Below are 23811 nucleotides of genomic sequence, written 5' to 3'. Positions count from 1 at the left end.
AATCATTTCCGCTTCAAACCCATATCGGCTAAGCCTCGCCCATCTCCTCAGCATTCGGCGCATCATGACCAGCGACACACCTACACGCCTCAACCCGCTCCACATCGCAGCTGCCTTTGCCAGCGGTTGCCTGTTGACCCTGATGGTCCATTTCAACGGCATGCTCGCCCATTATGGCAATGCGCTGTTTTCATCCTGGACGGCCCACGGAACCGGCACGGTAGCGGCGCTGATTTACCTTGCCATCCTCTCGAAAAAGTCCGTTGACGAAAAGCCGGTGCGGCCCAAAGCACCCGTCTGGGCCTATTTCGGCGGCGTCATTGGCGCGTGTATCGTGATGCTGACCTCCACTGCGGTCAATTCGCCGCTTGCCCTGTCTGGCACAATCGCTCTCGGGCTCGCCGGTCAGGTCATCTTCAGCCTCATTGCGGATTTTTGGGGCATGTTCGGCCTACCAAAACGTCGGCCAGATGCCATTGATCTTTGCGCAGTCGCCCTCATTCTGGGCGGTAGCGCGCTGATTACACTCGTGGGGAGAGCACCATGATCCTTTGGGTTTCCATGGCCTTTGCGGGCGGCGTCTTCGTGGCGCTCAGCCGCCAAATCAACGGACGGCTGAGCCTCTCGAACTCGCCGCTCATCGCTTCCTTCTGGAACCACATCGTCGGCTTTATCGTGCTGACGGCACTTGGCCTGGCTCTGGGTGGCCTGTGGCCGGAAGGTGCGGCCACCGCACCGTGGTACGCTTTCATCGGCGGCCCCATCGGCGTCATCTTCATCGCTTCGGGAAGCTGGCTTATTCCCCGCATCGGCGCGGTCAACACCGCCCTTCTCGTCATCAGTGGTCAGATGGTGTCGAGCGTGGTGCTGGATCTGTTCAGCGAACACCCACCGAAGCTATGGGCCAGCGCGGCAGGCGTTTTTCTGATCTTGTGCGGAATGGCACTGACGCAGCGCAAGCGTTAGAGCAATTCCAGCAAAAGTGGGAACCGGTTTTGCGTCCGGAATTGCGTAAAAAAATAGTCGCGTCAGCTATCGGTTTCACGGCGTGAGAACATGCTGAAAAGCGTCTTGCTGTTGCCCTTCGAAGCACCGCTCGCCGTCATGGCGGCACGCCCGGAAAGCTTCGGCACCACCACGATCCGCTTGACCTCGCCACGCTTGAACGCTGCCAGAAACCGATTGTAATCCTTGAACACAACGCAGCCATTGGACTCGCCGCGCCGGGCCAGCATGTAGGTATGCGCCAGCAGTCCATCACGGCCATGCGGGTTCACACCGCTTTCCGGCGTCAGGCGAATGGCCTCAACACCATGAAACGGTGCTTCGCGCATCGTCAGGCGATAGCTGGATGGTGGCGTGGAGCCACGCATCTTCACATGCACGAAATCAGGGTTGTCCCGCATCTTGCCAATACCGGAATGCGCTTCCAGCTTCTCGCCGCTTGGCAGATGAACCACGCCTGCGGAAATATCATAGATCGCCGTGCCATTGCCGCGATCCGGCCACGGAACCGCATCCATCTTGGTTTCGCGCATCGGATTATCGGGCCGCGCAAAGGCCACCATCGTGTTGGTTGGCGGGCTTTTTGGAGCAGGTGCGGGAACGGAAGCCAGTGCTGCAAGCTGATTATCCACGGATGAAGACCTGGCCGGACGCGGTGTCGGCTCCACATCCGCAGCGCGCGCAATCTCCGGGCGGAAGCTCGGAAGCGGAACGGTTTCCGGCAGCAGATCAATCTCCGCATCGGCAGTGGCTTGCGGCTTGCCGAGCGCCACTTCAAATGCCGGATGCTCCTTCGCCTGCGTTTCCAGCATGGCGAGTTCGGGCGCATCAGCCGTGCGCCCCAACGCCGAATCGACGATGGCGGAAGGCTTCAGCGCGGCAAGAGCCTGCGCGGTGGCCTGCGCATGCGCGTTCATCGCAACGGTCGCGCCGTAACGGTCGGCAAATGCCTTGGCGCCAATGTGGTGTTCTGCAGCCAGACGCACGGCCTTCTGGCTGCCATGGCCGGTTGCCGCAAGGCGGGAGAATTTGCGGATGTGAACATTGCGCTCGACCACGTCGAGCGTCGTGCGCTCCAGACCGGAAACAAGCATCTTGTCGAAGCGCTGCACCCCGTGGGAGGCCTGCGCCATGCCGTGAAGCGACGCAAAGGCCGTTACGGCGCAAACGCTTGCCAGCAAACCGCCGCCCAGCAGAGCCGAAAACTTGCTCAAGCCAACGGACTTACGTTTTTTGGGGAAAGCGCTGCCAACGCGCGCATCGTTACAGGCCACGGAAAATGACGCCATGATACACTTTACTCAAACCAGTTACGCAAGACCGGACAAAACCGGCCATCGAATTAGGACCATGAAGAACAGGTGCAGCGGGCACCCACTTCATGGTGAACAGGTTTTGAGCATGCCGAATTATGGTAACCAAAGTCTTTACAAATCCCCTGAAACTGAAGTCTGTGAAGCTTGAATGTGTATATTCGAGGCAGCGAGTACCGGCTTACCACACCAGATACGGTGGCTGCGGCCAGATTACGTATCGCCTTGATTTCGATGGGGACGGCAACCGATTCGCTCATCGATAATGCTCCGGCTATCTGCTGATTTGGATATTATTACGGCGGCTCAAATGCGCGCCATGATCAATATCAACAGCGCTCATGTTTAGGCTTGCGCCGCGTCGGTTCGCTTGGCATCTTCCACGCTCCATCTCGGAGGACACGATATGAAAGCGCTGCTGTTGGTCGATATCCAGAATGGTTTCTGCCCGGGCGGAAATCTGGCCGTGGCGGATGGTGATGCCATCGTGCCCATCGCTAATGCGCTCATCGCCAATGGCGGCTATGATCTCATCGTCGCCTCGCAGGATTGGCATCCGGCCAATCACGGCTCTTTCGCATCCCAGCATCCGGGCAAGCGCGTTTTTGAGATGGGCGAGCTTTCCGGCAAACCCCAGGTCCTCTGGCCCGATCATTGTGTCCAGGGCACTGACGACGCCGAGTTTCACCCGGATCTGAACACCGATGCCTTCGATTACGTTCAGCAAAAGGGTGAAAATCCCGCCGTCGATAGCTACTCTGCCTTTCGAGACAATGACCAGCTGGCAACCACCGGCCTTGCGGATTATCTGGAGCGGCAGGGCGTTGAGGTGCTCGATATCTGCGGGATAGCCACGGACTATTGCGTCAGCTTTTCTGTGCAAGATGCGCTTGAGATGCTGCCTGATGTCAAAGTGCGCTTCATCGAAGATGCCAGCCGCGGTATTGACCCCGAAGGCATTCGAAAGGCCGTGGCCGCGATGCGCGAAAAAGGCGTCGCAATCCTCAACAGCAGCGACATTCTGAATCTCTAGCGAATAGACACGTACTTTTCCAGAACGTCGATGTCCGAGGCAGCGTCTTCCATCCGCCGGCGCACCGCGTCATGGGCGTCTCGCAGTCCCTGATTGTAGAAGACAGGTCCCAGAATTTCAGCCAGCCGGTCAATCAGCATCTCAGCCTGAAGCGCGCCGATATCGAGGTCCAGTTCATCGGCCAGAAAGGCCCGCGTGGTCGAAACCATGACAACCTTGTGCTGCTTATCGATCACGACGTCTACCATCTCGGCCTCCCCGCTGCGCTCCAGCGCAAATCACGCTTCAAAGAAATCAATCTAATCATTCCTTAAATTCGTTTGTGTTGAAATATCGTGCGATGGTACGAGCGGCAACCATAGTTTCCTATCGGCATTGGACCGCACCCTCCCATGGCACATACTACGTTTCAGTCCGGCATCCGGCTCGGATTGCCCGTTGCCTTTACCGTTATTCCCTTTGGCGCGCTTTTCGGCGCCATTGCCATTGATAATGGTCTCACACTGGTTGAGGCAACGTTGATGAGTGGCGTCATCTATGCCGGTGCAAGCCAGCTTGTGGGGATCGACCTTTTCAACCAGAACCTGCCTGCCTGGCTGGTCGTGCTGTCCATATTCGCCGTCAATTTTCGCCATATCCTTTATTCTGCGGCCATGGTGCGCATCGTGCCGGAATGGTCCATCGCCCAAAAAGCATTCGGCTTCTTCTTTCTGGTCGATCCGCAATTTGCCGAATCGGTGCGCCTCAAGGAAACCGAGGGGCGCGTAAGCTTCCAGTCCTACATGGGCTATGCGGCCATTGTTTATACGTTCTGGATGATCTCGACCGTCGTCGGCGCGTCACTCGGAAATCTGATCGGCGATCCTAAGGCCGCCGGTTTCGATGTGTTGCTTCCCATCTACTTCATGGGAACGCTGCTGGGCTTTCGCATGCGTGCCAATTTTTACCCCGTCATGCTGGCCAGTGCTGTGGGCGCAATCGCCGCCTACCACTTCGTCGGCTCTCCCTGGCATGTCAGCATTGGCGCAGTGGCGGGCATTTTTCTGGCCGTCATCCTGCCACCGGCCAAGACCGATGACAGCATCGACAAGGTGGAGGCGATCTGATGGAACAGCTGTTCAACGCGCAGACATTGATCATCATCATCGCTGGCGCCATCGCCACCTATTTCACCCGCGTGGGTGGATATGTGCTGATGACGCGCATGAAAACCATCCCTCCCCGCATGGAGGCTGGCCTCAACGCCGTTCCCGTCGCGGTGCTGACCACGCTGGTCGCACCCGCCTTTTTCGAAGGCGGATACGAGGTCAAGATCGGCATTGTCTTTGCGCTCATCATCGGCACGCGCTTTCCCGGCCTGATCATGCTGGTATCAGGCTGGGCGCTTGTCGTGGCTCTGCGCTACTTCGCTATCGTGTAAGCGGCTGCGTGGCTGCATCAAGCCATTGCTGCACGTCCGCATCCTCAATTAGCGGCGTCAGCTTCTCCCGCACCTGCGCATGGTAGGCATTTAGCCAGTCCAGCTCTTCCTCGGTCAGCAGTGGAACGATGATCAGGCGGTGGTCAACCGGGCACCATGTCAGCGTCTCGAACGATAGCATCGGCAACTCGCCACCCTCGATTGCCTCTGCGGGCCGCACATGGACGAGGTTTTCGATACGAATTCCGAATGCGCCGGGGCGGTAATATCCAGGCTCGTTCGAAAGGATCATGCCGGGCAGAAGCTCCTGCTGGGACACGCGGGAAATGCGCTGCGGCCCCTCATGCACGGAAAGGTAGGAGCCGACGCCGTGGCCGGTGCCATGAGCATAATCCGCTCCCGCCTTCCACAGCGCAATGCGCGCCAGCGGATCGAGATCGCAGCCGCGTGTGCCGACCGGGAACCGCGCAACGCTGATGGCGATGTAGCCTTTGAGAACGAGCGTGAAGAAACGCTTCTGCTCTTCTGGCACAGCACCAATGGCAACCGTGCGGGTAATATCCGTGGTGCCGTTGATATATTGCGCGCCGGAATCGATGAGGAACATCTCCCCCTCGTTCAACGCACGGTCACTGTCCGTGGTCACGCGATAATGCATGATGGCGGCGTTCTCGCCAGCGCCTGAAATCGTATCGAAGGATATGTCCTTGAGCGGGTTCTGCATCATCTGCCCAACCCGTGTGCGCACCTCTTCAAGCGCTGTAACGGCTTTTGTTTCGGTCAGCGTGCCGGGCTGCTGCTTGTCCAGCCACGCCAGAAACTCCACCATCGCAACGCCGTCCTGCACATGGGCGGCCGCTGATCCGGCAATCTCCGCCTGGTTCTTGCAGGCACGCGGCAGCTTGACCGGATCGGGAGCTTCGACAACCTCACCACCGGCTTCAGTAATGGAGCGCGTCAGCGCAATGGGCGTAACATCCGCATCGGCCAGAACACGGCCTGCCGCACTGGCAATGGCGTGAAGCCGCGCTTCAATCTCTTCAGGCGGAAGAAGCGTTGCAATCGGCGCGAGGTGCGCCCTGACCTCATCACCCACCTTGCGTTCATCCAGAAACAGGTCGGCACTGCCATCTGCATAGACAATGGCGCGTGCCAAGGGGTGTGGGGTGTGCGGAACATCATTGCCGCGAATGTTGAAGGCCCAGGCGATGGAAGACGGGTCGGTCATGAGAACAGCATTGGCATTGCGCTCTGAGACGATCTCGCCAATGGTCGCGATTTTCATCTGCGCATGAATGCCGGTGACGCTGTCCGGCTGGATCGTCACAGGCTCCATCGGCGCAGCGGGGCGATCTTCCCAAAGCGGATCAAGCGGATTGCTTTCCAACAGAACGACAAAGCCGCCCTTGTCGGACAAGGCCTTTTCAAAACGCTTCAGCTCAGCGCCGGTATGCAGCCACGGGTCAAGCCCGAGGCGAAAACCCTCCGGCGCCTGGTCTGCCAGCCACTTGGAAGGCGGCGCGCCCACCAGATCACCACCCCGAAACGCGGAGGGATCCACCTGCGAGACAAGCTGCGTGGTGTAGCGTCCATCGACAAACACAATCGCTTCATGGCGGGTAACCAGCACCACACCCGCAGAGCCGGTGAAGCCTGTCAGCCACGCCATCCGTTCAGCGCATGCCGGTACATATTCGCCCTGATATTCGTCAGCGCGTGGCAAGAGAAAGCCATCGATACCAAGGGCGTCAAAGGTGGCGCGAAGCGCCTCCACACGTGCTTTGCCGAATTGTGGAGTGGATTTGTTTTCGAATGACTGGAACATGCTTTGCTTTCCGAACGCCTGATATCAAGGCGGACCTTATCGCGTCACACTCGCCAACGTCCAGCCGAAAGGCATGTCTTTACAACACTCAATCCTTACGCAGATGGATCGTGACCCAGCCGTTGCGCCACAATGTGCGCACATGGGAAAGCTTCATGCCATTATAGGCCGAAAGCACCTTCCAGCGTTGCGATGCCAGAATGCCCGAGAGGATGACCGTGCCACCGGGGGCCAGATGCGTGACCAGCTGCGGCGCCATCTTGATCAGAGGGCGGGCCAGAATATTGGCGATGATAAGGTCGAAAGGCCCATGCTTGCGAAACGCATCGGAATGAAAACCGGGAGCCGTCTCAAGCGACATGCCGGAAACGATGCCGTTCAGCTTGGCATTTTCCTTGGCCACCCGGATGGCGATGGGGTCTATATCCGTTGCCAGCACCGGCACCGGCCGCATCTTGGCAACAGCAATCGCCAGCACGCCACTGCCCGTGCCCAGATCCAGTGCATTGCGGATCGTACGGGACCGCACCACCTGCTCGATCATCTCAAGGCAACCCGCCGTCGTGCCGTGATGGCCCGTGCCGAATGCCTGGCCGGCTTCGATTTCAATCGCCAGATCGTTGATGCGGACCTTGTCGCGGTCATGCGAACCGTGAACGAGGAAGCGCCCTGCCCGCACAGGCGTCAGACCCTCAAGTGATTTGGCAATCCAGTCCACATCAGGAATGATTTCACGCTCGACAGTCAGATGCGGAAACGCAGATGCCAACGCTTCCGTCACGCGGGCGCGAACATCGTCTTCATCGTTGGCGTAAAGATAGACGGATGTTTCCCAGATATCGCGCTTCTCATCCACCTCGGTATTGGCGATGGCAATATCTTCCTCGCCGAACACCTCAGACAGCAAATCCAGAACTTCACCGGACTGGACTTCGGTGGTGGACACATAAAGACGGATTTCGCTCACGGCTGAGGCTCTCTCTGCAGATGTTTCAAGCGTCAGCCTTTGCCATAAAAGCGGCTATAGTCCAATGGATTTCAGCCGATATTGTTGATGCGACATCAGCCTTTCGCGAGTTTTTCCAGCTTTTGCAGGGCAACATCAGGGTTCTCGCCGTAAGCAATGGTGCCAACAAAACGGCCTTTGCCATCCAGCAGGATCACGGATGCCGTGTGATCCATGGTGTAATCGCCATTAGGATCTTTTTCGTCCACCGGCACTTTCTTGGCGTAGATGCGGTAACCCTTCAGCGTCTGCGCAATCTTGTCAGCATCTCCTGTAATGCCGGTGATGCGCTTGGAAACATTGGAGACATACTGATTGAGAATATCGGGCGTATCGCGCTCTGGATCAACAGAGACGAAATAGGCCTGCAGCTTGGTTCCTGCAGGGTCAACCTTCTCCATCCAGCCGTTCAGCTCAAACAGCGTGGTCGGGCAAACCTCGGGGCAATGGGTAAAGCCGAAGAACAGCGCTGTCGGCTTGCCCTGAAAGGCTTTCTCGGTAATGGGCTGTCCGTTCTGCGCAACCAGCTGGAAGGGCACGCCATAAACTTCCTCAACCATCTGGTCGCGGCTCTTGGTCAGTTCCATGGTCAGCCATCCCATCACGCCAAGCAGGACTGCAACAGCGCCCCAAAGCGCAATACGGATGTTTTTCATAGCATTCCCCAATCAGCGACAACCCAGCATATTGGTCATGCTTCTATCCCAGACGCATTGGTTTCGGCAATTGTTGAAAGTTCGGATTGCGCAAGCCGCGCTGATTTGTCTCAAACCCCGCAGGGCCTCAGAAACACCAGGCCACGCCGCTCTGCACGGCGGCGAGAAAAATATCCGTTCCATGCCGCATCCAGCCCTGAAACGTCAGCACCAAAGCCAGCGAAACACCAACGGTGGCTACCGCTGCGTAAAGCAGTTTCATCTGTGCTGTCAGTAGAAATCTCATGAACACACTTATAGTGCCAAACAAACAGCCGCGAAACAAAAATAATGTGCTTGTATTAGCTCTTGCGGTGCGCCGTTAGGGAAAGTTTAAATGGTTTTTGTGCAATATGATCGCCAGCGGTCGGTAAAGCACTGACATGATGTCACCCGGAGTTTTTCGGACACCGCATATTCCCAGAATCGAAGCGGCCTGCCAGAGAGCCGCCAGGAAAAGTTCAGAACATGTCAAACGCCATCAAGCAATCCGGCGCATATCTTGAAATCGTTTCCTTCCATCTCGGCGATCAGGAATTCTGCATCGACATCATGGTGATCCGCGAAATTCGCGGCTGGGCGCCGGTCACACCGATGCCGCACACACCACCATATGTTCTTGGCCTCATCAACCTGCGCGGCGCAGTGATCCCGGTCATCGACATGGCTTGCCGTCTTGGCATGAAAATGACCGAGCCATCTGAGCGCTCCGCCATCATCGTTACCGATATCGGTGGCAAGCTTGTCGGCCTTCTGGTCGAGCAGGTTTCCGACATGATGACCATCAAATCCGAAGACCTGCAGCCTGCACCGGAAATCATTCCGGAAGAGCAGCGCGATTTCTGCCGCGGCATCGTCGCGCTGGAAAAGAGCATGGTCTGCTTCCTCAACCTCGATACGGTCATTGCAGACGAACTGTCGCGCGAAGCCGCCTAAGGCCACGCTGCACCATCATTGATTTCCAGGAAACGGCGAGCCTTACGGCTTGCCGTTTTTCCATGTCACGGTCTGGCCATAGAGCGGCACCGTCGAAATCGCCATCTTGGCCGAACCATCGGTCAACTCGCGTGTGTGGACGAGGTAGACCAGCGTATCGTTGGCCTTGTCGTAAATGCGGTTGACGACCATCTTCTTCCACACCAGCGACATGCCCTGCCGGAAGACTTCCTCGCCCTTGGTGCCAAGGTCGATATCGCCCACTTCCACGGGGCCAGTCTGGCTGCATGAAATGGCATTGTTGGATGGATCTTCGAACCAGTTGCCATTCTTCAGCCGGTCGATCACGCCGCGATCAAAATAGGTTACGTGGCAGGTCACACCCTTGACCTCAGGATCGGCAATTGCCTCGACAACGATGTCATTGCCCGTCCAGTCCACTCCCACCTTGCCGACAACCTCAGCATAGGCTGCGGTTGACAGCACAGCCGAAGCGGCGACACCAAGTGCACAAAGTACCTTTGAAACCATAACCCTAGCCCTCATTGATATAACATTAGAGATAGGTGCTGCGGCGCAGACAACAAGCCCACCTGAGGGTCAGCGTTTGCGCATTGTGCAGGGCGCATAGCCTGAGGCATGCAAGCGCCCGGCCACCATGCCGATCTTTTCGGGAATATGGTGGATGTGCTCCACCTCAACCGCCTTGGCCACGGCAATGGCCGCAGCAGCGCACACCACGGCATCTTCCGCCGCATTGTGGTGCACGAAGCGCAGTTGAAGATGGTGGGCGATGATGTTGAGCTTGTGCGATGGCAGCGTCGGCCACACCCGCTGAGACATCTTCACACTGCACAGATAGGAAAGCTGCGGATAAGTCTGGCGATACTTGTCGAAGCTTGCGCGCATCACGCTGAAATCGAAAGCCGCATTATGCGCAATCATCGTCGCATCCCTGATGTCGTCGATGAACTCTTCCATGACCTCGGGGAACTCGGGCGAATCTTCCACATCGCGTGGCTTGATGCCGTGAATGGCGACGTTGAAAGGCGAAAAGCGCATATCCTTCGGGCGAATCAGCCGCTCTTCTACCCGCACGATCTGACCATTCTCGATCCAGGCAAGGCCCACTGAACAGGCACTGCCCCGCTCTTCATTGGCGGTTTCAAAATCGATGGCGATGGTTTTCAAGAGGCGATTCCCGTTTGGTATTGCCATGGCATAAAGGAAAACGCCGCGAAAATGAACCATGTGACAGGAAACGGGTGGTAGAGGGCGCAGGCCGACACTAGACCGATAATCGAGCGGATCATTAGGGGGATAAAGAACGTGGCAGTGCAAAGACACATGAACGCGACCGAATGGGCGTTGCTCGTCGCTCTCTCAGTGCTGTGGGGCGGCTCCTTCTTTTTCAACGGCATCACCGTCAGGGAATTGCCGCCCGTCACCATCGTCACCCTGCGCGTCTCCATCGCGGCCGTCGCGCTTCTCATCATCTGCCGGTTCATGGGCCACCGATGGCCGACGGACAAACGCGTCCTACCGGCCTTCTTCGGCATGGGCCTGCTCAACAACATCATCCCCTTCTGCCTGATCGTGTGGGGGCAGACCCAAATCGCAAGCGGCGTCGCCTCCATTCTCAACGCCACAACACCGCTCTTCACCGTCATCGTCGCCCATGTGCTGACTGCGGATGAAAAGCTTGATATCAACAAGCTTGTAGGCATTATCATTGGCTTTGCAGGCGTTGCCACCATGATCGGCCCATCGGCGCTAACGGGCGAGAGCTCCAGCCTCTGGGGCCAGCTCGCCATTCTCGGCGCTGCGATATCCTATGCCTTTGCGGGCATATTCGGCCGCCGCTTCAAGGCCATGGGCGTGCCGCCGCTGGTCACCGCAACCGGACAGATTTCCGCATCGTCGCTGGTCCTCATTCCCATCGCGCTAATTGTCGACCAGCCCTGGTCGCTCGCCATGCCGAGCGGTACCGCCTGGAGCGCGCTGTTTGGCATCGCCCTTCTCTCCACAGCGCTCGCCTATCTCATCTTCTTCCGCATCCTGTCATCAGCAGGCGCAACCAACCTGGCGCTGGTCACCTTCCTCATTCCCGTCAGCGCCATTTTGCTGGGCTCGCTGGTGTTGGGAGAGCAACTGGAAGCCAAGCACCTCATCGGCATGGCGATGATCGCGGCAGGCCTTGTGGCCATCGACGGGCGCCTGTTTCGCAGGAAAGCCCCGCAATAGCGCGATCTATCCGCCGATCAGCGCCAGCCACTCATCCTCATCCATCGTCTGCACACCAAGTTCGCGGGCCTTGTCGAGCTTGGAGCCAGCGCCCGGTCCTGCGACCACATAATCGGTCTTTTTGGAAACGGACCCTGCGACCTTCGCGCCAAGCCCCTCGGCGCGGGCCTTGGCCTCATCGCGGGTGAATTTCTCAAGCGAGCCGGTAAACACCACCGTCTTGCCCGCCACCGGGCTTCCCTCAGTCGATGGCTTTTCGGCCTCCTTGGGGCGCAATTCCCTCATCAGCCTGTCGATCACATCGAGATTGCGCGGCTCACGATAGAACTCCACAATGGCGCGCGCCATCACCTCGCCAATGCCTTCGACGCTGTTGAGCTCTGCCCAGGCATCGCCGCTCGTGTCGGCAGCCTCTTTCATCGCGGCTTCAAACTGCTCGTAAGTGCCATAGGTTCGCGCCAGCAGCTTCGCCGTCGTTTCCCCCACATGGCGGATGCCGAGCGCGAAGATGAGCCGGTGGAGGTCGATCTCGCGCCGGGCATCAATCGCGTCGAACAGCTTCTTCACGCTGGTCTTGCCAAAGCCGTCGATATTCTCCAGCTTGGCCAGCGATTTCTCCTGCCGCGCCTTCAGCGTGAAAATGTCAGGCGCCGTTCGGATCATCAGCGCCGGGTCTTCACTCTCGAAGAAGAAATCGATCTGCTTGGTACCAAGCCCCTCAATATCGAAGGCATTGCGTGAGACGAAATGCTTGAGATGCTCCTTGGCCTGGGCCGAGCAGGCAAAACCACCTGTGCAACGCGTCACCGAATCAAGCTTGCCGGTCTTCTCGTTGCGCTCGCGAACAGCGTGGCTGCCGCACACCGGGCATTGTTTTGGAAATTCGTACCGCTTCGAACCGGCATCGCGCTTTTCCACCAGAACATCCAGAACCTGCGGAATAACATCGCCTGCACGCTGCACAATCACGGTATCGCCCACGCGAATATCGTGGTCCTCAGGGCGAATGCGCTCGCCATTGTTGCCGATGCCCTCAATATAATCGGCATTGTGCAGCGTCGCATTGGTCACGACGACACCGCCCACGGTGATGGGCGTCAGCCGCGCAACGGGCGTCAATGCGCCGGTGCGGCCCACCTGTATCTCGATTTTCTCAACGGTCGTGAAAGCCTGTTCCGCCGGAAACTTGTGTGCCGTTGACCAGCGCGGGCTGCGGGAGCGGAAACCGAGGCGCTCCTGTAAGTCCAGCCGGTCGACCTTATAGACCACGCCATCGATATCGTAATCGAGATCGGGTCTCGCTATCCCGATTTCGTTATAATGTTCAATCAGTTCCTGGCCGGATGTGAATCGCTTCATGAAGGGGTTCACGGGGAACTTCCATTCCCGGAACGTGTCCACGATGCCGGACTGCGTATCGGCAATGCGTGTCGGCTGCCCGCTATTGGAAACCTCACCCAGCGCATAGGCAAAGAAGCGCAGCTTGCGCTTGGCCGTCACGCTGGCATCGATCTGCCGCAGAGAGCCGGACGCGGTGTTGCGCGGGTTGACATAGGTCTGCTTGCCCTGCGCTTCCATCTGCTCGTTCAGCGCCAGAAAGTCGCTCTTGGCCATATAGACCTCGCCGCGCACCTCCACCACATCAGGCACACCCTTGGGCAAGGTATTGGGGATTTCGGTGATGGTCAGAATATTGGCCGTCACATTCTCGCCCGTCGTGCCATCCCCACGCGTCGCCGCCGTTTTCAGCCTACCATTCTCATAACGGATCGACATGGAAAGCCCGTCGATCTTCGGCTCGGCGGTAAAGGCAATCGAATCATCGGGCAGGTTCCCGAGGAAGCGATAGACGGAGGCTACGAAATCGCGCACGTCCTCATCGGAAAACGCATTGTCCAGCGAAAGCATGGGTCGCGCATGAACGATCGGCGCGAAGGTTGGCAGAGGGGTAAAGCCCACCTTTTTCGAAGGGCTATCAGCGCGCACCAGATCAGGAAACGCCGCCTCGATCGCATCATTGCGGCGCTTCAGCGCATCGTATTCCGCGTCCGAAACCTCAGGCGCGTCCTTGCCGTGATAAAGTGCATCATGCCGCGCCAACTCGGCAGCCAGAAACGCCAGCTCGGCAGAAGCCTCAAGCTCGGACAATTTTTCCACCGGGATTTGATCTTGCGACATCGAACGGGCCTCATGCTTGAACAGACTTCGTTTTTAACGAAGGCGGGCCACTTTTCAACGCCCCGCATTCGCGTAACATCACAATTCAGATTGTTTCTCACGCGGAGCACACTGATGGATTCGATGACGCTGTTCGCCTTCGCTGCCACCTTCTTCGTATTCGCAGCAAGCCCCGGCCCCGACAATATGACGATTGTCGCCCGCACCATCACCCATGGCGCGACTTCCGGTTTGGCCTATGGCGCGGGCACGGTCGCGGGTATCTTGATCTTCCTCACGCTGGCCGCCTTCGGCCTGTCCATCCTCGCCTCAGAAATGGGCACGGTCATGACCGTGCTGCGCTACGGCGGAGCTGCCTATCTCATATGGATGGGTATTAAATTGTGGACGGCAGAACCTGTGGTGCCGGATCTGCAATCCGTCAAAGCCCGTGGAAGCCTGTTCTCCATATTCGCAACCGGCATGGCGCTCAATCTGGGCAACCCCAAAATGCCGCTCTTCTATGTCGCCCTGCTCCCCAATGTCGTGGGTGCATCACTGACCGTGGATCATCTGGCCGCGCTGGCGTTCGTCATTCTCGCGGTTGAAGCTGTCGTTATCGGCGGACATGTCGCGCTGGCCGTGCGCGCCCGCACGCTGTTGCGCTCGCCTAAAATCGTGCGCAGGGTCAACCGTACGGCTGGTGGCCTGATGATAGGTTCGGGCATGGCAGTGGCGGTTAGCCGTTAGTCTTTCGCCGCCAGCAGGCGCGCCGCCGCTGCCCTTGCCTCATCGGTCACGGATGCACCGGCCAACATGCGGGCGATTTCCTCCGTGCGGTGTTCAGGCTGCATGGTGGTTACGCGGGTGGCTATCCGCTCAGAACCATCGCCGGATGGCCCCTTGGAGATCAACAGATGCGTGGCAGCGCGGGCGGCCACCTGCGGTGCGTGGGTGACAGACAGCACCTGCACGGTTTTCGAAAGCCGCCTCAAGCGCTGGCCGATAGCATCCGCCACAGCACCACCAACGCCGGTGTCGATTTCATCAAAGACCAGCGTGGGCGCTGAACCGCGATCCGCAAGCGCAACTTTTAGCGCCAGCAGGAAGCGCGAAAGCTCGCCGCCGGACGCCACTTTCATGATCGGGCCCGGGCGCGTGCCGGGGTTTGTCTGCACATGGAACTCCACGACATCGATACCATCAGCTGTGGCCGACGCCTCGCCGCTGGTCACTTCCACGCTAAAGCGCGCCCGCTCCAGCTTCAACGCTGGCAGCTCGGCCATCACGGCTCCAGACAGGGCCGATGCCGCGTTATGGCGCTTTTCCGAAAGCGAATTGGCTGCCCGGTCGAAGTCTGATTTCACGATGCCGAGATTCTTTTCCAGCTGGGCAAGCTTTTCCTCGCCCGCATCCAGATCGGCAAGATCGGCCACCATGCGCTCGGCCAGCGCCGGAAGCTCTGTCACCGGAACGGAATATTTGCGGGCCGCAGCGCGCAGACCAAACAGACGCTCCTCGACGCGCTCCAGCTCGCGCGGGTCGAACTCGGTGCGGCGCAAGGCGCTCTCGACTTCCATCTGTGCGTTGGAAAGATTATCGAGCGCCGCGTCCAGCAACTGCACAGTTTCTTCCAGAAGACCGGGCGCTTCGTGGCTCTTGCGCTCCAGACGTCGCATCATGGAGGCAATGACTGGCACGGGAGATGCGTTGCCGTTCAGAAAATCGCTCGCCTCGGCAATATCGCCCGCAATACGCTCGGATTTCTGCATCACGGCACGGCGTTCGGCAAGCTCGTCCTCTTCGCCATCCAGCGGCGCCAGAACTTCCAACTCTTCAACGGATGCGCGCAGATAATCCGCCTCGCGGGCTGCCGCTTCCACCTTGGCGCGGTGAACTTTGAGGCCGCGCTCCGCGTCTTTCCAGGTGCGGTAGAGCGATTGCACGGAGACCACTTCATCCGTCAAACCCGCAAATGCATCGAGAAGTGTGCGGTGTGCGTTGGTATCGACCAATGCCCGGTCATCATGCTGACCGTGGATTTCCACCATATGCTGGCCAAGCTGGCGCATCAGCTGCACGGAAACCGCCTGATCGTTGACATAGGCCTTGGTGCGGCCATCGGCGGATTGAACGCGCCGGAAAATCAGGTCACCGTCGTCATCGAGGCCATTGTCACGCATCAAAAGGCGGGCCGGATGCTCCATGCCCACTTCGAATGTTGCTGTGACCTGCCCCTTGTCTTCGCCATGGCGCACGAGACCGCCATCGCCGCGCCCGCCAAGGGCCAGCGAAAGGCTGTCGAGAAGAATGGATTTGCCCGCACCCGTTTCACCGGTGAGCACAGAAAGGCCCGCCTCGAACCCTAGGTCGAGCCGTTCGATCAGAACGATGTCGCGGATCGATAGCTGGACCAACATGTCTTATGCTCTATTCTCAGGCACCCACGATTTTCTTGCCAGCGCGGGAAATCCAGGACTCCTTGTTCTCGCGTGGCTCAAGCCCCTGCCCCTTCAACAGCTTGTAGGTATCGCCGTACCACTGGCTATCTGGGTAGTTGTTGCCAAGAACGGCAGCAGCCGTCTGCGCCTCATCCGCCAAGCCCATGGCGTAATAGGCTTCAGTCAGGCGCGCTAAGGCCTCTTCGATCTGGTTGGTGTTCTGGTACTGCTCGACCACGATGCGGAAGCGCGAAACGGCAGCAAGATATTCCTTGCGCTCGAGATAGTAACGGCCAACCTGCATTTCTCGGCCAGCGAGCTGGTCACGCGCAAAGCGGATCTTGACCTGCGCATCCGGCACATATTCAGAGGTTGGATAGTCGTTCACGACCTTGTTCATCGCATCGATCGTGCGCTGTGCAGCGCGCTGATCCTGCGTCACGTCGGCGATCTGCTTGGAATAGGCAAGACCGATCATATACTGAACGTAGGCCGCATCCTTGGCGCGGGGATATTGCTTGAGAAAGCGTGAGCCTGATGTAATGGCAGCTTCGTTCTGATTCTGGCGGGTTGCGATGAACGTGTTCATGACAAGCGCCTTCTGGCCCCATTCGGTAAACGGGTATTGCTTGTCGATGGCGGAGAACTTGCGACCGGCTTCCGTCATGTTGCCAGCATTCATGTTGGCAAGGCCCTGCTTGTACAGAACGTCAGGCGGGTCAGTCTCAACGCCAAGCTTTGTAATGTCGATATCGGGATCGGACTGGCAAGACGTTACAAGCGTTCCGGCGCCGATCAGCATTAGCGATACGAGTGCTCCCCGTACCGTTCCATTCATTGCACCAGACACTACACGCTTCATTCGTCAGTTCCCACTTCCTGCGTCAATACAGAACATCGGCTTCTACAAGGCGTTTCTAGCCATAAAAGCGTTAGTAGGGCAACGCAATGATGAAGCAATAACGCATTTTTATGGCGCGGCACCCTGTCGTTGATGATTATCTTTGACCCGCACAGAAAAAAGCCGCCCCAAAGGACGGCTCTTCTTTCAACAATTCACTGCTTACGCAGACCAGGGCGCAAATTCCAGCTGCTGCTGCACAGGAACAAACTCCCGTGCGCGAACAACCGGGCTGCGCGCGGCTGGCGCTTCTACAATTTCATAGGCCGTGGGGTCGCTCAACAGCGCCTTCAGCGCGTTGGCATTGACCTTGTGGCCACCGCGATAGGAACGATAGCAGCCGATGAACTGCGCGCCTGCCAGGGCCAGATCGCCAACGGCATCCAGCGTCTTGTGGCGCACGAACTCGTCTTTTTCGTAACGCAGGCCTTCCATGTTGATGACCGTATGATCATCGGAAATCACGACGGAATTTTCAAGCGACGAACCCAGCGCGTAACCAGCAGCCCAAAGGCGCTCGACATCACGCATGAAACCGAAGGTACGGGCGCGGGAAAGCTCGTTTTTGAAGGTCTCAGCCGTCAGATCGCCCTTCCATGTCTGCCGACCGATCAACGGCGTGTCGAAATCGATCTCGACTTCAAACCGTGTGCCGTCATAGGGGCGGAACTCGGCCCATGATGCACCGGCCTCAATCCGAACAGGCTTTACCACACGTATGTAACGGCGCTTCACGCCAAGATTGACGGTGCCAACTGATTCGATGGCTTCGATGAAAGGCGCAGAGCTTCCATCCATGATCGGAACTTCTGGACCATCGACTTCAACGATCAGGTTATCAATGCCCATGGCGTAGATACCGGCCATGACATGCTCAACCGTCGCAACGGACTGCGCTGCCGAGCGACCGATGACGGTGCAAAGATCGGTATTGCCGACATTGGCCGAAACGGCTTTCAGTTCGGTCATGTCGCCATTGTCATGCTGGCGGCTGAACACGATGCCTGTGCCCGCTTCCGCCGGCTGGAACGTCATGGAAACCGGGTTGCCGGAATGCACGCCAATGCCATTCAGTTGAACGGAGTTGGCGATTGTTGTCTGGAAACCGAGCAGTCCGATGGTCATGCGAGTAAGCCTTTTCATGTGAACCTGCGCGATATACCCGCACGATCCAAATTTCAACCGGGGACGATAACCTTAGGCTGTGCCTCGTTACCCTCTCGCCTCAGGGTCATACATACGCACTGTCAGACGCTATCTCAAATCACTGTTGATTTCGCTTTGTAACAGACCCAAACGTTTGAAATTGCTAAATTAACCGGCAGAAAAATCACCTCATTATAACAGAAATACCCGGGCTTTTCGGACCCGGGTATCGCTTGAGATCAAGAATCGACAGATCAGTTCGACTGGCGGCGAAGGAATGCCGGAATTTCGAGCTGGTCGTCATCATGCTGGCTGGCAGACGATGGCGTCTGACGGCCGTGGTCATCCAGGTTGCCACGACGTGGTGCGTAGAGGCTGGCTTCCTGCGACAGCGGGCGACGCTGTGCAGCAGCGCTCGGCGCGTCCGTCATGTCGGATGGAACGGCGTCATCTTCATCACGGCGACCAAGAGAATTGGTGATCCGCTTCAAAAGACCCATTGGGCCACGCTCTTCCGGCACAGCAGAAGCCGGGTGAGCGCGATGGTCCATCTCAGCCTTTACGACCGGAGGGAAGTCCTCGACCTTTGGCATGCGAACTGGCTCAGGCGCACGGGCGACTGGAGCTGGTTCCTGGTAGACCGGAGCCGGAGCCTGCATGCGAGGAGCAGGTGCTGCGACCTGTTCTGGAGCATGGTAGGCTGGCGCAGGTGCAGTGTGCACCGGTGCTGCGGGGCGAGCAGCAACCGGTGCTTCCGCTGGAGCAGCTGCGAACAGCTTGCTCTGAGGCCGGAATTCGGCTTCTGCCTGGGCCTGACGAAGCCGCTGTTCAGCAGCCGCCAGTGCCAGTTCCCGGTCCATTTCGGCTTCGCGAATGGTCTGGGCAACAGGGTCGATGGTCGTCTTTGGTGCCTGCATCACTGGGGCAGGCTGCACTGCGGCCGGAGCAGAAGCAACGGCCGCGGAAGGACGGATAAGTGGCTTTGCAGCAGCAGCCTGGCGCAGTTCTTCTGCGTTGCGCTCCATCTGGCCAGGAACACGGTCGATGCCCGTGGCAACAACCGACACGCGGATGAGGCCTTCCAGAGCTTCGTCGAATGTTGCGCCGAGGATGATGTTTGCATCCGGATCGACTTCTTCGCGAATACGGGTCGCAGCTTCGTCGACTTCGAACAGGGTCATATCGCGACCACCGGTGATGGAGATCAGGAGGCCCTGCGCACCCTTCATCGATGTTTCGTCCAGCAGCGGGTTTGCAATCGCAGCTTCGGCAGCCTGCATTGCACGGCCCTGGCCTGAAGCCTCGCCTGTACCCATCATTGCACGGCCCATTTCGCGCATTACGGAGCGAACGTCAGCGAAGTCGAGGTTGATAAGACCTTCCTTCACCATCAGGTCGGTAATGCAGGCAACGCCAGAGTAGAGAACCTGGTCAGCCATTGCGAAGGCATCGGCAAAGGTCGTCTTGTCGTTGGCAATACGGAAGAGGTTCTGGTTTGGAATGACGATCAGCGTATCGACGGACTTCTGCAGTTCCTCGATGCCCTGTTCGGCCAGACGCATGCGGCGACCGCCTTCAAAGTGGAAAGGCTTGGTCACGACGCCAACCGTCAGAATGCCCTTGTTGCGGGCAGCCTGTGCAACGACTGGAGCAGCACCGGTGCCGGTGCCGCCGCCCATGCCGGCTGTTACGAAGCACATGTGCGTGCCGTTTAGGTGGTCGATGATTTCATCGATGCACTCTTCAGCAGCAGCGCGACCGACTTCTGGCTGCGAACCAGCGCCCAGACCTTCGGTAACATTGACGCCGAGCTGAATGACCCGGTCTGCCTTCGTCATGGTCAAGGCCTGTGCGTCCGTGTTGGCGACAACGAAGTCGACGCCCTGAAGACCTGCCGTGATCATGTTGTTGACAGCGTTACCGCCGCCACCGCCGACGCCGAAAACGGTGATACGTGGCTTCAGCTCGGTGATATCAGGCTTTTGCAGCTGTATCGTCATTTTAACATTCCTTCTTTCTCTGGCCGCATCGCCCCGCAGACCAATTCATCTCAACTTTGCTCAGTCCCCTGCCTGTGGGCAGACAGAGGTCAGAAACTTTCCTTCAGCCATTGCCCGACACGGGCTATCCGGCCACTACCTGTTCCGAACGGCGAGAACATTCCGCTCTGCGCCGCGTGGATTTCTATGTCCGCGATCTGCGGATAAATCATCAGCCCGCAGGCTGTGGAAAAGGCCGGGCCTTTGGCCGCGACCGGCAGGCCGGACACGCCCATGGGGCGGCCGATGCGCACGTTGCGGGCAAGAATGCGCCGCGCCGTTTCCGGCAGGCCGGTCAGCTGACTGGCACCTCCGGTCAGAACCACACGCTTTCCAACAATCGGGGAAAAACCCGATTTCTGAATACGATCGCGGATCAGTTCCAATGTCTCTTCGATACGAGCCCGCACGATACGGCTGACAAGCGCGCGAGACACCTGGGAAGGCTGGTCGCGGTCATCTTCGCCAATCGGCGGAACAGCAATCATGTCACGGTCGTCGGAACCGTTGGCCAGTGCCGAACCGTGAACGACCTTCAGCCGCTCGGCATCTTCGATGCGTGTGGAAAGACCACGCGCCAGATCCGTGGTGACATGATGACCACCAAGACCAATTGCATCGGTGTGAACCAGACGACCCTCGGCAAAAACCGAAATCGTCGTCGTGCCGCCGCCCATATCGATGGCCGCGCAACCCAGCTCGACTTCATCATCCACCAGCGCCGCAAGGCCGCTGGCATAAGGTGTGGCAACAATGCCTTCGACCGAAAGGTGCGCACGGTTGATGCACAGTTCGAGGTTCTTCAGCGCGGTGCGCTCAGCCGTCACCACATGCATGTCCACGCCCAGCATATCGCCATACATGGACAATGGGTCACGAATGCCGCGCTCGCCATCCAGCGAATAGCCTGTTGGCAGCGAGTGCAGAATGGCGCGGTCCTGCCGCAGCGATTGCTGGCTGGCCGCAATCAGAACCTTGCGCAGATCGCCCGATTCCACTTCCTGGCCGCCCAGATCGATGCTGGCGGTATAGATATCGCTGGCCAGACGGCCTGCGGAAACATTGACGATCAGGCTATCGACGGTGAGGCCAGCCATACGCTCTGCTGCATCAACAGCCAGACGAATGACGCCTTCCAGCGCATCCAGATCAGCAATCACGCCGGATTTCACGCCGCGCGAACGCTGGTGGCCGATGCCGATGACTTCAACCTTGTGCGTGCGGCCGGGCAGCACTTCGGTTTCCTCACGCGGAGTGAGGCGACCAATCATGCAAACGACTTTTGTGGAGCCGATATCGAGAACCGAAACCACGTGGCTACGCTTGGAAGACAAAGGCTTCAACCGCGGAAGACCGAACTGGGAAGAACCAAAAAAGCTCATGTGTTCTTCTCCGCCAGTTTGATCGCCTTGGTGCGTGCTTCGACGGCCTTCTGGCGACGCTCAGCCGCACCCTCTGTCAGCTGCACGGTCGTGCGGTCTGAAAGACGCAGATCGACAGCGGCAACATCCCGCGAGAGAACTTTTTCTTCCATGTCCATGCGGGCCAGAAGCTGCAGCGCCTTTGGCACGTTTTCTTCCGGCAGCTTGACGACGATACCGTTGTCCAGATGCAAATCCCAGCGACGGCCAGCAATGCGAACATAGGCGCGAACGCGGTTGCGAATTTCCGGCCAGTCGGCCAGTTCTTCTACAAAGCCTGCGGCACCCGTTTCAGCATCACGACCCACAAACAGCGGCAAACCGGCATATTTGTTGTCACGCAGCGGCGCGATGACGCTGCCGCTCTTCTCAATGAGCGAAAGCTCCGAACCATGCTGCCAGATGCCGAAGGCTTCACGCTCTTTCAGGCGCACTTCGATGGTCTTGGGATAGATCTTGCGAACATCCACATCTTCAACCCAAGGCAGTTCCGTCAGCTTCTTGCGCGCAGCGTTCACATCCAGCGCAATCAGCGACGTCGCACCATCCAGGCCCAGAAGCTGGAACACATCAATTTCCGATGTCTGGATATTGCCGGATACCTTGACGTCTTCAATGGCGAAACCGGCGGCAGATGTCGTTGCCTGCGTTACCACGTTTGTGTGGCCACCCAGCGACATGCCGTAAAGGCCAACGCTTGCGAAAAACAAAGCCGTAGCCAGCGTGCCGGTATGTGCGGGAATGTGGACACGCCCCGTCGCCAGCGAAACGCCGAAGCGAAACGCCCTGCGCAACCGGCGTGGCAACACCATCCGTTCATCACCGGAAGCAGCAGCGAATTGCTCGCGCTTTTTAACTGACGACTTTTTGCCTGCTATCGCGAACACGAAGCGTCCTCCACCATCCAGCGGACAAACTCGCCAAAGGAGCGTCCTGCATGAGCTGCCATTTCGGGCACGAGGGAGGTCGGCGTCATGCCCGGCTGAGTGTTAATCTCAAGCCAGATCAATTCACCTTCTTCTGAGAAACGGTCGTCGTAGCGGAAGTCGGAACGGCTTACGCCACGGCAGCCAATCACCTGATGCGCCATCACCGCCAATGATTGGATTTTTTGGTAAATTTTTGGTGAAATTTCCGCAGGAATGACATGCTTTGAGCCACCCTTGGCATATTTCGCATCATAATCGTAAAATGCGTGGCCCATCGGTACCACTTCGGTAACGGCCAAAGCCTCACCATTCATCACGCCGCAGGTGAACTCGCGACCGTGAATATAGCGCTCGACCATAACGGCATCACCGTAACGCCATTCGCTGGAACCTAGGATCTGCGGCGGGTGCGACTGGTCTTCCTTGACCATCACGACACCGAAGCTCGAACCTTCGCTAACGGGCTTGACGACATAGGGCGGCGCAAGCGGATGCTCGTTGCCGATGTCAAAACGGTTCAGCACCTTCTCGACAGCAACAGGAATGCCAGCGGCGGCGGCAACTTTCTTAGCCTGCGATTTGTTCATCGCGAGCGAAGACGCCAGAACGCCGGAGTGTGTGTAGGGAATTTCGAGATATTCGAGAATGCCCTGAATGGTGCCATCTTCGCCGTAAGGACCATGGAGCGCATTGAACACGACGTCAGGGCGCAGCGCAGAAAGCGTCGCCGCAACATTCCGGTCCACGTCTACACGCGTAACCTTGTAGCCCTCGCCTTCCAGAGCTGTGGCGCAAGCCTCTCCCGATGAGAGGCTGACCGGCCGCTCTGAAGAAAACCCACCCATAAGAACAGCTACGTGTTTGCCGCTCATGAAAACCTCTGACACAAAAATCACCTGAACAAAAATTGCAGATCCTTAGCTGGCTCTGCGATTCTCTCGTCCGCTTCGTCACCAATCACTAAGCGCCATTAAGGTTAATGAAGTGTTTACTTTCGTTAACCGATGGCCCCGATGACGTGATTTTTGTTAAAGAATCACTAGAGGTACGAATTCCTCCCTTGGAATCAGAGAGTTGCGACCATTGCAAGATTCAGATTACCAGCTGGATGAAATAAAATCGGGGCGTGCGCCCCAGCTATGGCCCGCAATAGCAAGGTCAAACAGTTAACGGCTGCGCGTTTTCCCCAGCCATTTCTGATGAAAATCGGGACAGAGACCGGCCCCGAAGAGCCCGGCTGACTGCGCTTGCGGCGCAAGCCAATATGAAACATTGCGGAAAATCAGGCTTTTTTTCGCAA

At 58.0% G+C, this 23811-nt stretch carries 24 protein-coding genes; 8 read left to right on the top strand and 16 right to left on the bottom strand.

The features are described 5' to 3' along the window. The first annotated feature begins 64 nt into the window (after positions 1–64). Positions 65–547, top strand: a complete 483-nt coding sequence (locus RQI55_RS02465; RefSeq protein ID WP_243255547.1) for a DMT family transporter — start codon at positions 65–67, stop codon at positions 545–547. Beyond that, positions 544–966, top strand: coding sequence for a DMT family transporter (locus tag RQI55_RS02460; RefSeq protein ID WP_042616066.1), 423 nt, complete (start codon positions 544–546; stop codon positions 964–966). The genes RQI55_RS02465 and RQI55_RS02460 overlap by 4 nt, the downstream gene beginning before the upstream one ends. A 62-nt stretch (positions 967–1028) precedes the next feature. On the opposite strand, the gene RQI55_RS02455 is transcribed toward RQI55_RS02460, so the two are convergent. Next, a complete protein-coding gene (locus tag RQI55_RS02455; RefSeq protein WP_243255546.1) occupies positions 1029–2294 on the bottom strand; it encodes a DUF2778 domain-containing protein in 1266 nt (421 codons plus the stop codon). Positions 2295–2724: 430 nt separating this feature from the next. Here RQI55_RS02455 and pncA point away from each other — a divergent pair, with 430 nt between their 5' ends. Beyond that, entirely contained in the window at positions 2725–3351 is a 627-nt protein-coding gene (gene pncA / locus RQI55_RS02450) for a bifunctional nicotinamidase/pyrazinamidase (RefSeq protein WP_311272259.1), read from the top strand. Here the strand turns inward: pncA and RQI55_RS02445 are convergent. Continuing rightward, complete coding sequence (locus RQI55_RS02445) at positions 3348–3599, bottom strand: DUF2164 domain-containing protein (RefSeq protein ID WP_279290386.1); 252 nt, start codon at positions 3597–3599, stop codon at positions 3348–3350. The two genes, pncA and RQI55_RS02445, sit on opposite strands and share 4 nt — an antisense overlap. Positions 3600–3743: 144 nt before the next feature. On the opposite strand from RQI55_RS02445, the gene RQI55_RS02440 reads away from it, so the two are divergent. Then, on the top strand, positions 3744–4457 hold the full coding sequence (locus RQI55_RS02440) for an AzlC family ABC transporter permease (RefSeq protein WP_311272260.1): 714 nt from the start codon (positions 3744–3746) through the stop codon (positions 4455–4457). Next, entirely contained in the window at positions 4457–4771 is a 315-nt protein-coding gene (locus RQI55_RS02435; protein WP_243255540.1) for an AzlD family protein, read from the top strand. The genes RQI55_RS02440 and RQI55_RS02435 overlap by 1 nt, the downstream gene beginning before the upstream one ends. Here RQI55_RS02435 and RQI55_RS02430 read toward each other — a convergent pair. From RQI55_RS02430 to RQI55_RS02415, 4 genes are all read right to left on the bottom strand, one after another. Next, positions 4761–6596 (bottom strand): aminopeptidase P family protein, encoded by a 1836-nt coding sequence (locus tag RQI55_RS02430; RefSeq protein WP_311272261.1) that lies wholly within the window; start codon positions 6594–6596, stop codon positions 4761–4763. The two genes, RQI55_RS02435 and RQI55_RS02430, sit on opposite strands and share 11 nt — an antisense overlap. An 88-nt stretch (positions 6597–6684) precedes the next feature. Beyond that, positions 6685–7563, bottom strand: a complete 879-nt coding sequence (locus tag RQI55_RS02425) for a 50S ribosomal protein L11 methyltransferase (RefSeq protein ID WP_243255537.1) — start codon at positions 7561–7563, stop codon at positions 6685–6687. Positions 7564–7658: 95 nt separating this feature from the next. Continuing rightward, positions 7659–8258, bottom strand: a complete 600-nt coding sequence (locus RQI55_RS02420) for an SCO family protein (protein ID WP_192064099.1) — start codon at positions 8256–8258, stop codon at positions 7659–7661. A 127-nt stretch (positions 8259–8385) separates the two neighbouring features. Next, positions 8386–8544 (bottom strand): hypothetical protein, encoded by a 159-nt coding sequence (locus RQI55_RS02415; protein ID WP_192064100.1) that lies wholly within the window; start codon positions 8542–8544, stop codon positions 8386–8388. A gap of 221 nt (positions 8545–8765) precedes the next feature. Between RQI55_RS02415 and RQI55_RS02410 the strand changes: the two genes are divergently transcribed. Next, a complete protein-coding gene (locus RQI55_RS02410) occupies positions 8766–9233 on the top strand; it encodes a chemotaxis protein CheW (RefSeq protein WP_042616074.1) in 468 nt (155 codons plus the stop codon). Between the two features lie 42 nt (positions 9234–9275). Here the strand turns inward: RQI55_RS02410 and RQI55_RS02405 are convergent, their stop codons facing one another. Both RQI55_RS02405 and RQI55_RS02400 read right to left on the bottom strand, forming a co-directional pair. After that, a complete protein-coding gene (locus tag RQI55_RS02405) occupies positions 9276–9764 on the bottom strand; it encodes a CreA family protein (RefSeq protein ID WP_243255533.1) in 489 nt (162 codons plus the stop codon). Between the two features lie 69 nt (positions 9765–9833). After that, entirely contained in the window at positions 9834–10424 is a 591-nt protein-coding gene (locus tag RQI55_RS02400; RefSeq protein ID WP_243255531.1) for a 3'-5' exonuclease, read from the bottom strand. Positions 10425–10580: 156 nt separating this feature from the next. On the opposite strand from RQI55_RS02400, the gene RQI55_RS02395 reads away from it, so the two are divergent. Beyond that, on the top strand, positions 10581–11477 hold the full coding sequence (locus RQI55_RS02395; RefSeq protein ID WP_243256939.1) for a DMT family transporter: 897 nt from the start codon (positions 10581–10583) through the stop codon (positions 11475–11477). Between the two features lie 6 nt (positions 11478–11483). Here RQI55_RS02395 and ligA read toward each other — a convergent pair whose 3' ends face one another. Further along, positions 11484–13655, bottom strand: a complete 2172-nt coding sequence (gene ligA / locus RQI55_RS02390) for an NAD-dependent DNA ligase LigA (RefSeq protein WP_243255530.1) — start codon at positions 13653–13655, stop codon at positions 11484–11486. Positions 13656–13769: 114 nt separating this feature from the next. On the opposite strand from ligA, the gene RQI55_RS02385 reads away from it, so the two are divergent. After that, on the top strand, positions 13770–14384 hold the full coding sequence (locus RQI55_RS02385; protein WP_243255528.1) for a LysE family translocator: 615 nt from the start codon (positions 13770–13772) through the stop codon (positions 14382–14384). Here RQI55_RS02385 and recN read toward each other — a convergent pair. From recN to RQI55_RS02350, 7 genes are all read right to left on the bottom strand, one after another. Further along, entirely contained in the window at positions 14381–16054 is a 1674-nt protein-coding gene (recN, locus tag RQI55_RS02380; RefSeq protein ID WP_243255526.1) for a DNA repair protein RecN, read from the bottom strand. The two genes, RQI55_RS02385 and recN, sit on opposite strands and share 4 nt — an antisense overlap. Positions 16055–16070: 16 nt before the next feature. After that, a complete protein-coding gene (locus RQI55_RS02375; protein ID WP_082249788.1) occupies positions 16071–16937 on the bottom strand; it encodes an outer membrane protein assembly factor BamD in 867 nt (288 codons plus the stop codon). Positions 16938–17138: 201 nt separating this feature from the next. Continuing rightward, positions 17139–18101: a UDP-3-O-acyl-N-acetylglucosamine deacetylase gene (lpxC, locus tag RQI55_RS02370; protein ID WP_192064471.1), complete on the bottom strand. Its 963-nt coding sequence runs from the start codon at positions 18099–18101 to the stop codon at positions 17139–17141. 275 nt (positions 18102–18376) lie between these two features. Continuing rightward, positions 18377–20122 (bottom strand): cell division protein FtsZ, encoded by a 1746-nt coding sequence (ftsZ, locus tag RQI55_RS02365; RefSeq protein ID WP_311272262.1) that lies wholly within the window; start codon positions 20120–20122, stop codon positions 18377–18379. An 89-nt stretch (positions 20123–20211) separates the two neighbouring features. Further along, the gene (gene ftsA / locus RQI55_RS02360) at positions 20212–21543 is read right to left on the bottom strand and encodes a cell division protein FtsA (protein ID WP_042616082.1); all 1332 of its coding nucleotides are present in this window, start codon (positions 21541–21543) and stop codon (positions 20212–20214) included. Next, complete coding sequence (locus RQI55_RS02355) at positions 21540–22469, bottom strand: cell division protein FtsQ/DivIB (protein ID WP_052496720.1); 930 nt, start codon at positions 22467–22469, stop codon at positions 21540–21542. Before RQI55_RS02355 ends, ftsA begins: the two co-directional genes overlap by 4 nt. Further along, entirely contained in the window at positions 22457–23383 is a 927-nt protein-coding gene (locus RQI55_RS02350; RefSeq protein ID WP_192064106.1) for a D-alanine--D-alanine ligase, read from the bottom strand. The genes RQI55_RS02355 and RQI55_RS02350 overlap by 13 nt, the downstream gene beginning before the upstream one ends. Between the last annotated feature and the right edge of the window lie 428 nt (positions 23384–23811).

Origin of the sequence: Rhizobium sp. WCS2018Hpa-16 (assembly GCF_031843705.1) — a bacterium.
In the GTDB taxonomy this organism is placed as follows: Bacteria; Pseudomonadota; Alphaproteobacteria; order Rhizobiales; family Rhizobiaceae; genus Agrobacterium; species Agrobacterium tumefaciens_C.
Note: the sequence above shows the minus strand (reverse complement) of the source record. Positions and strands in the feature narration are given on the sequence as shown.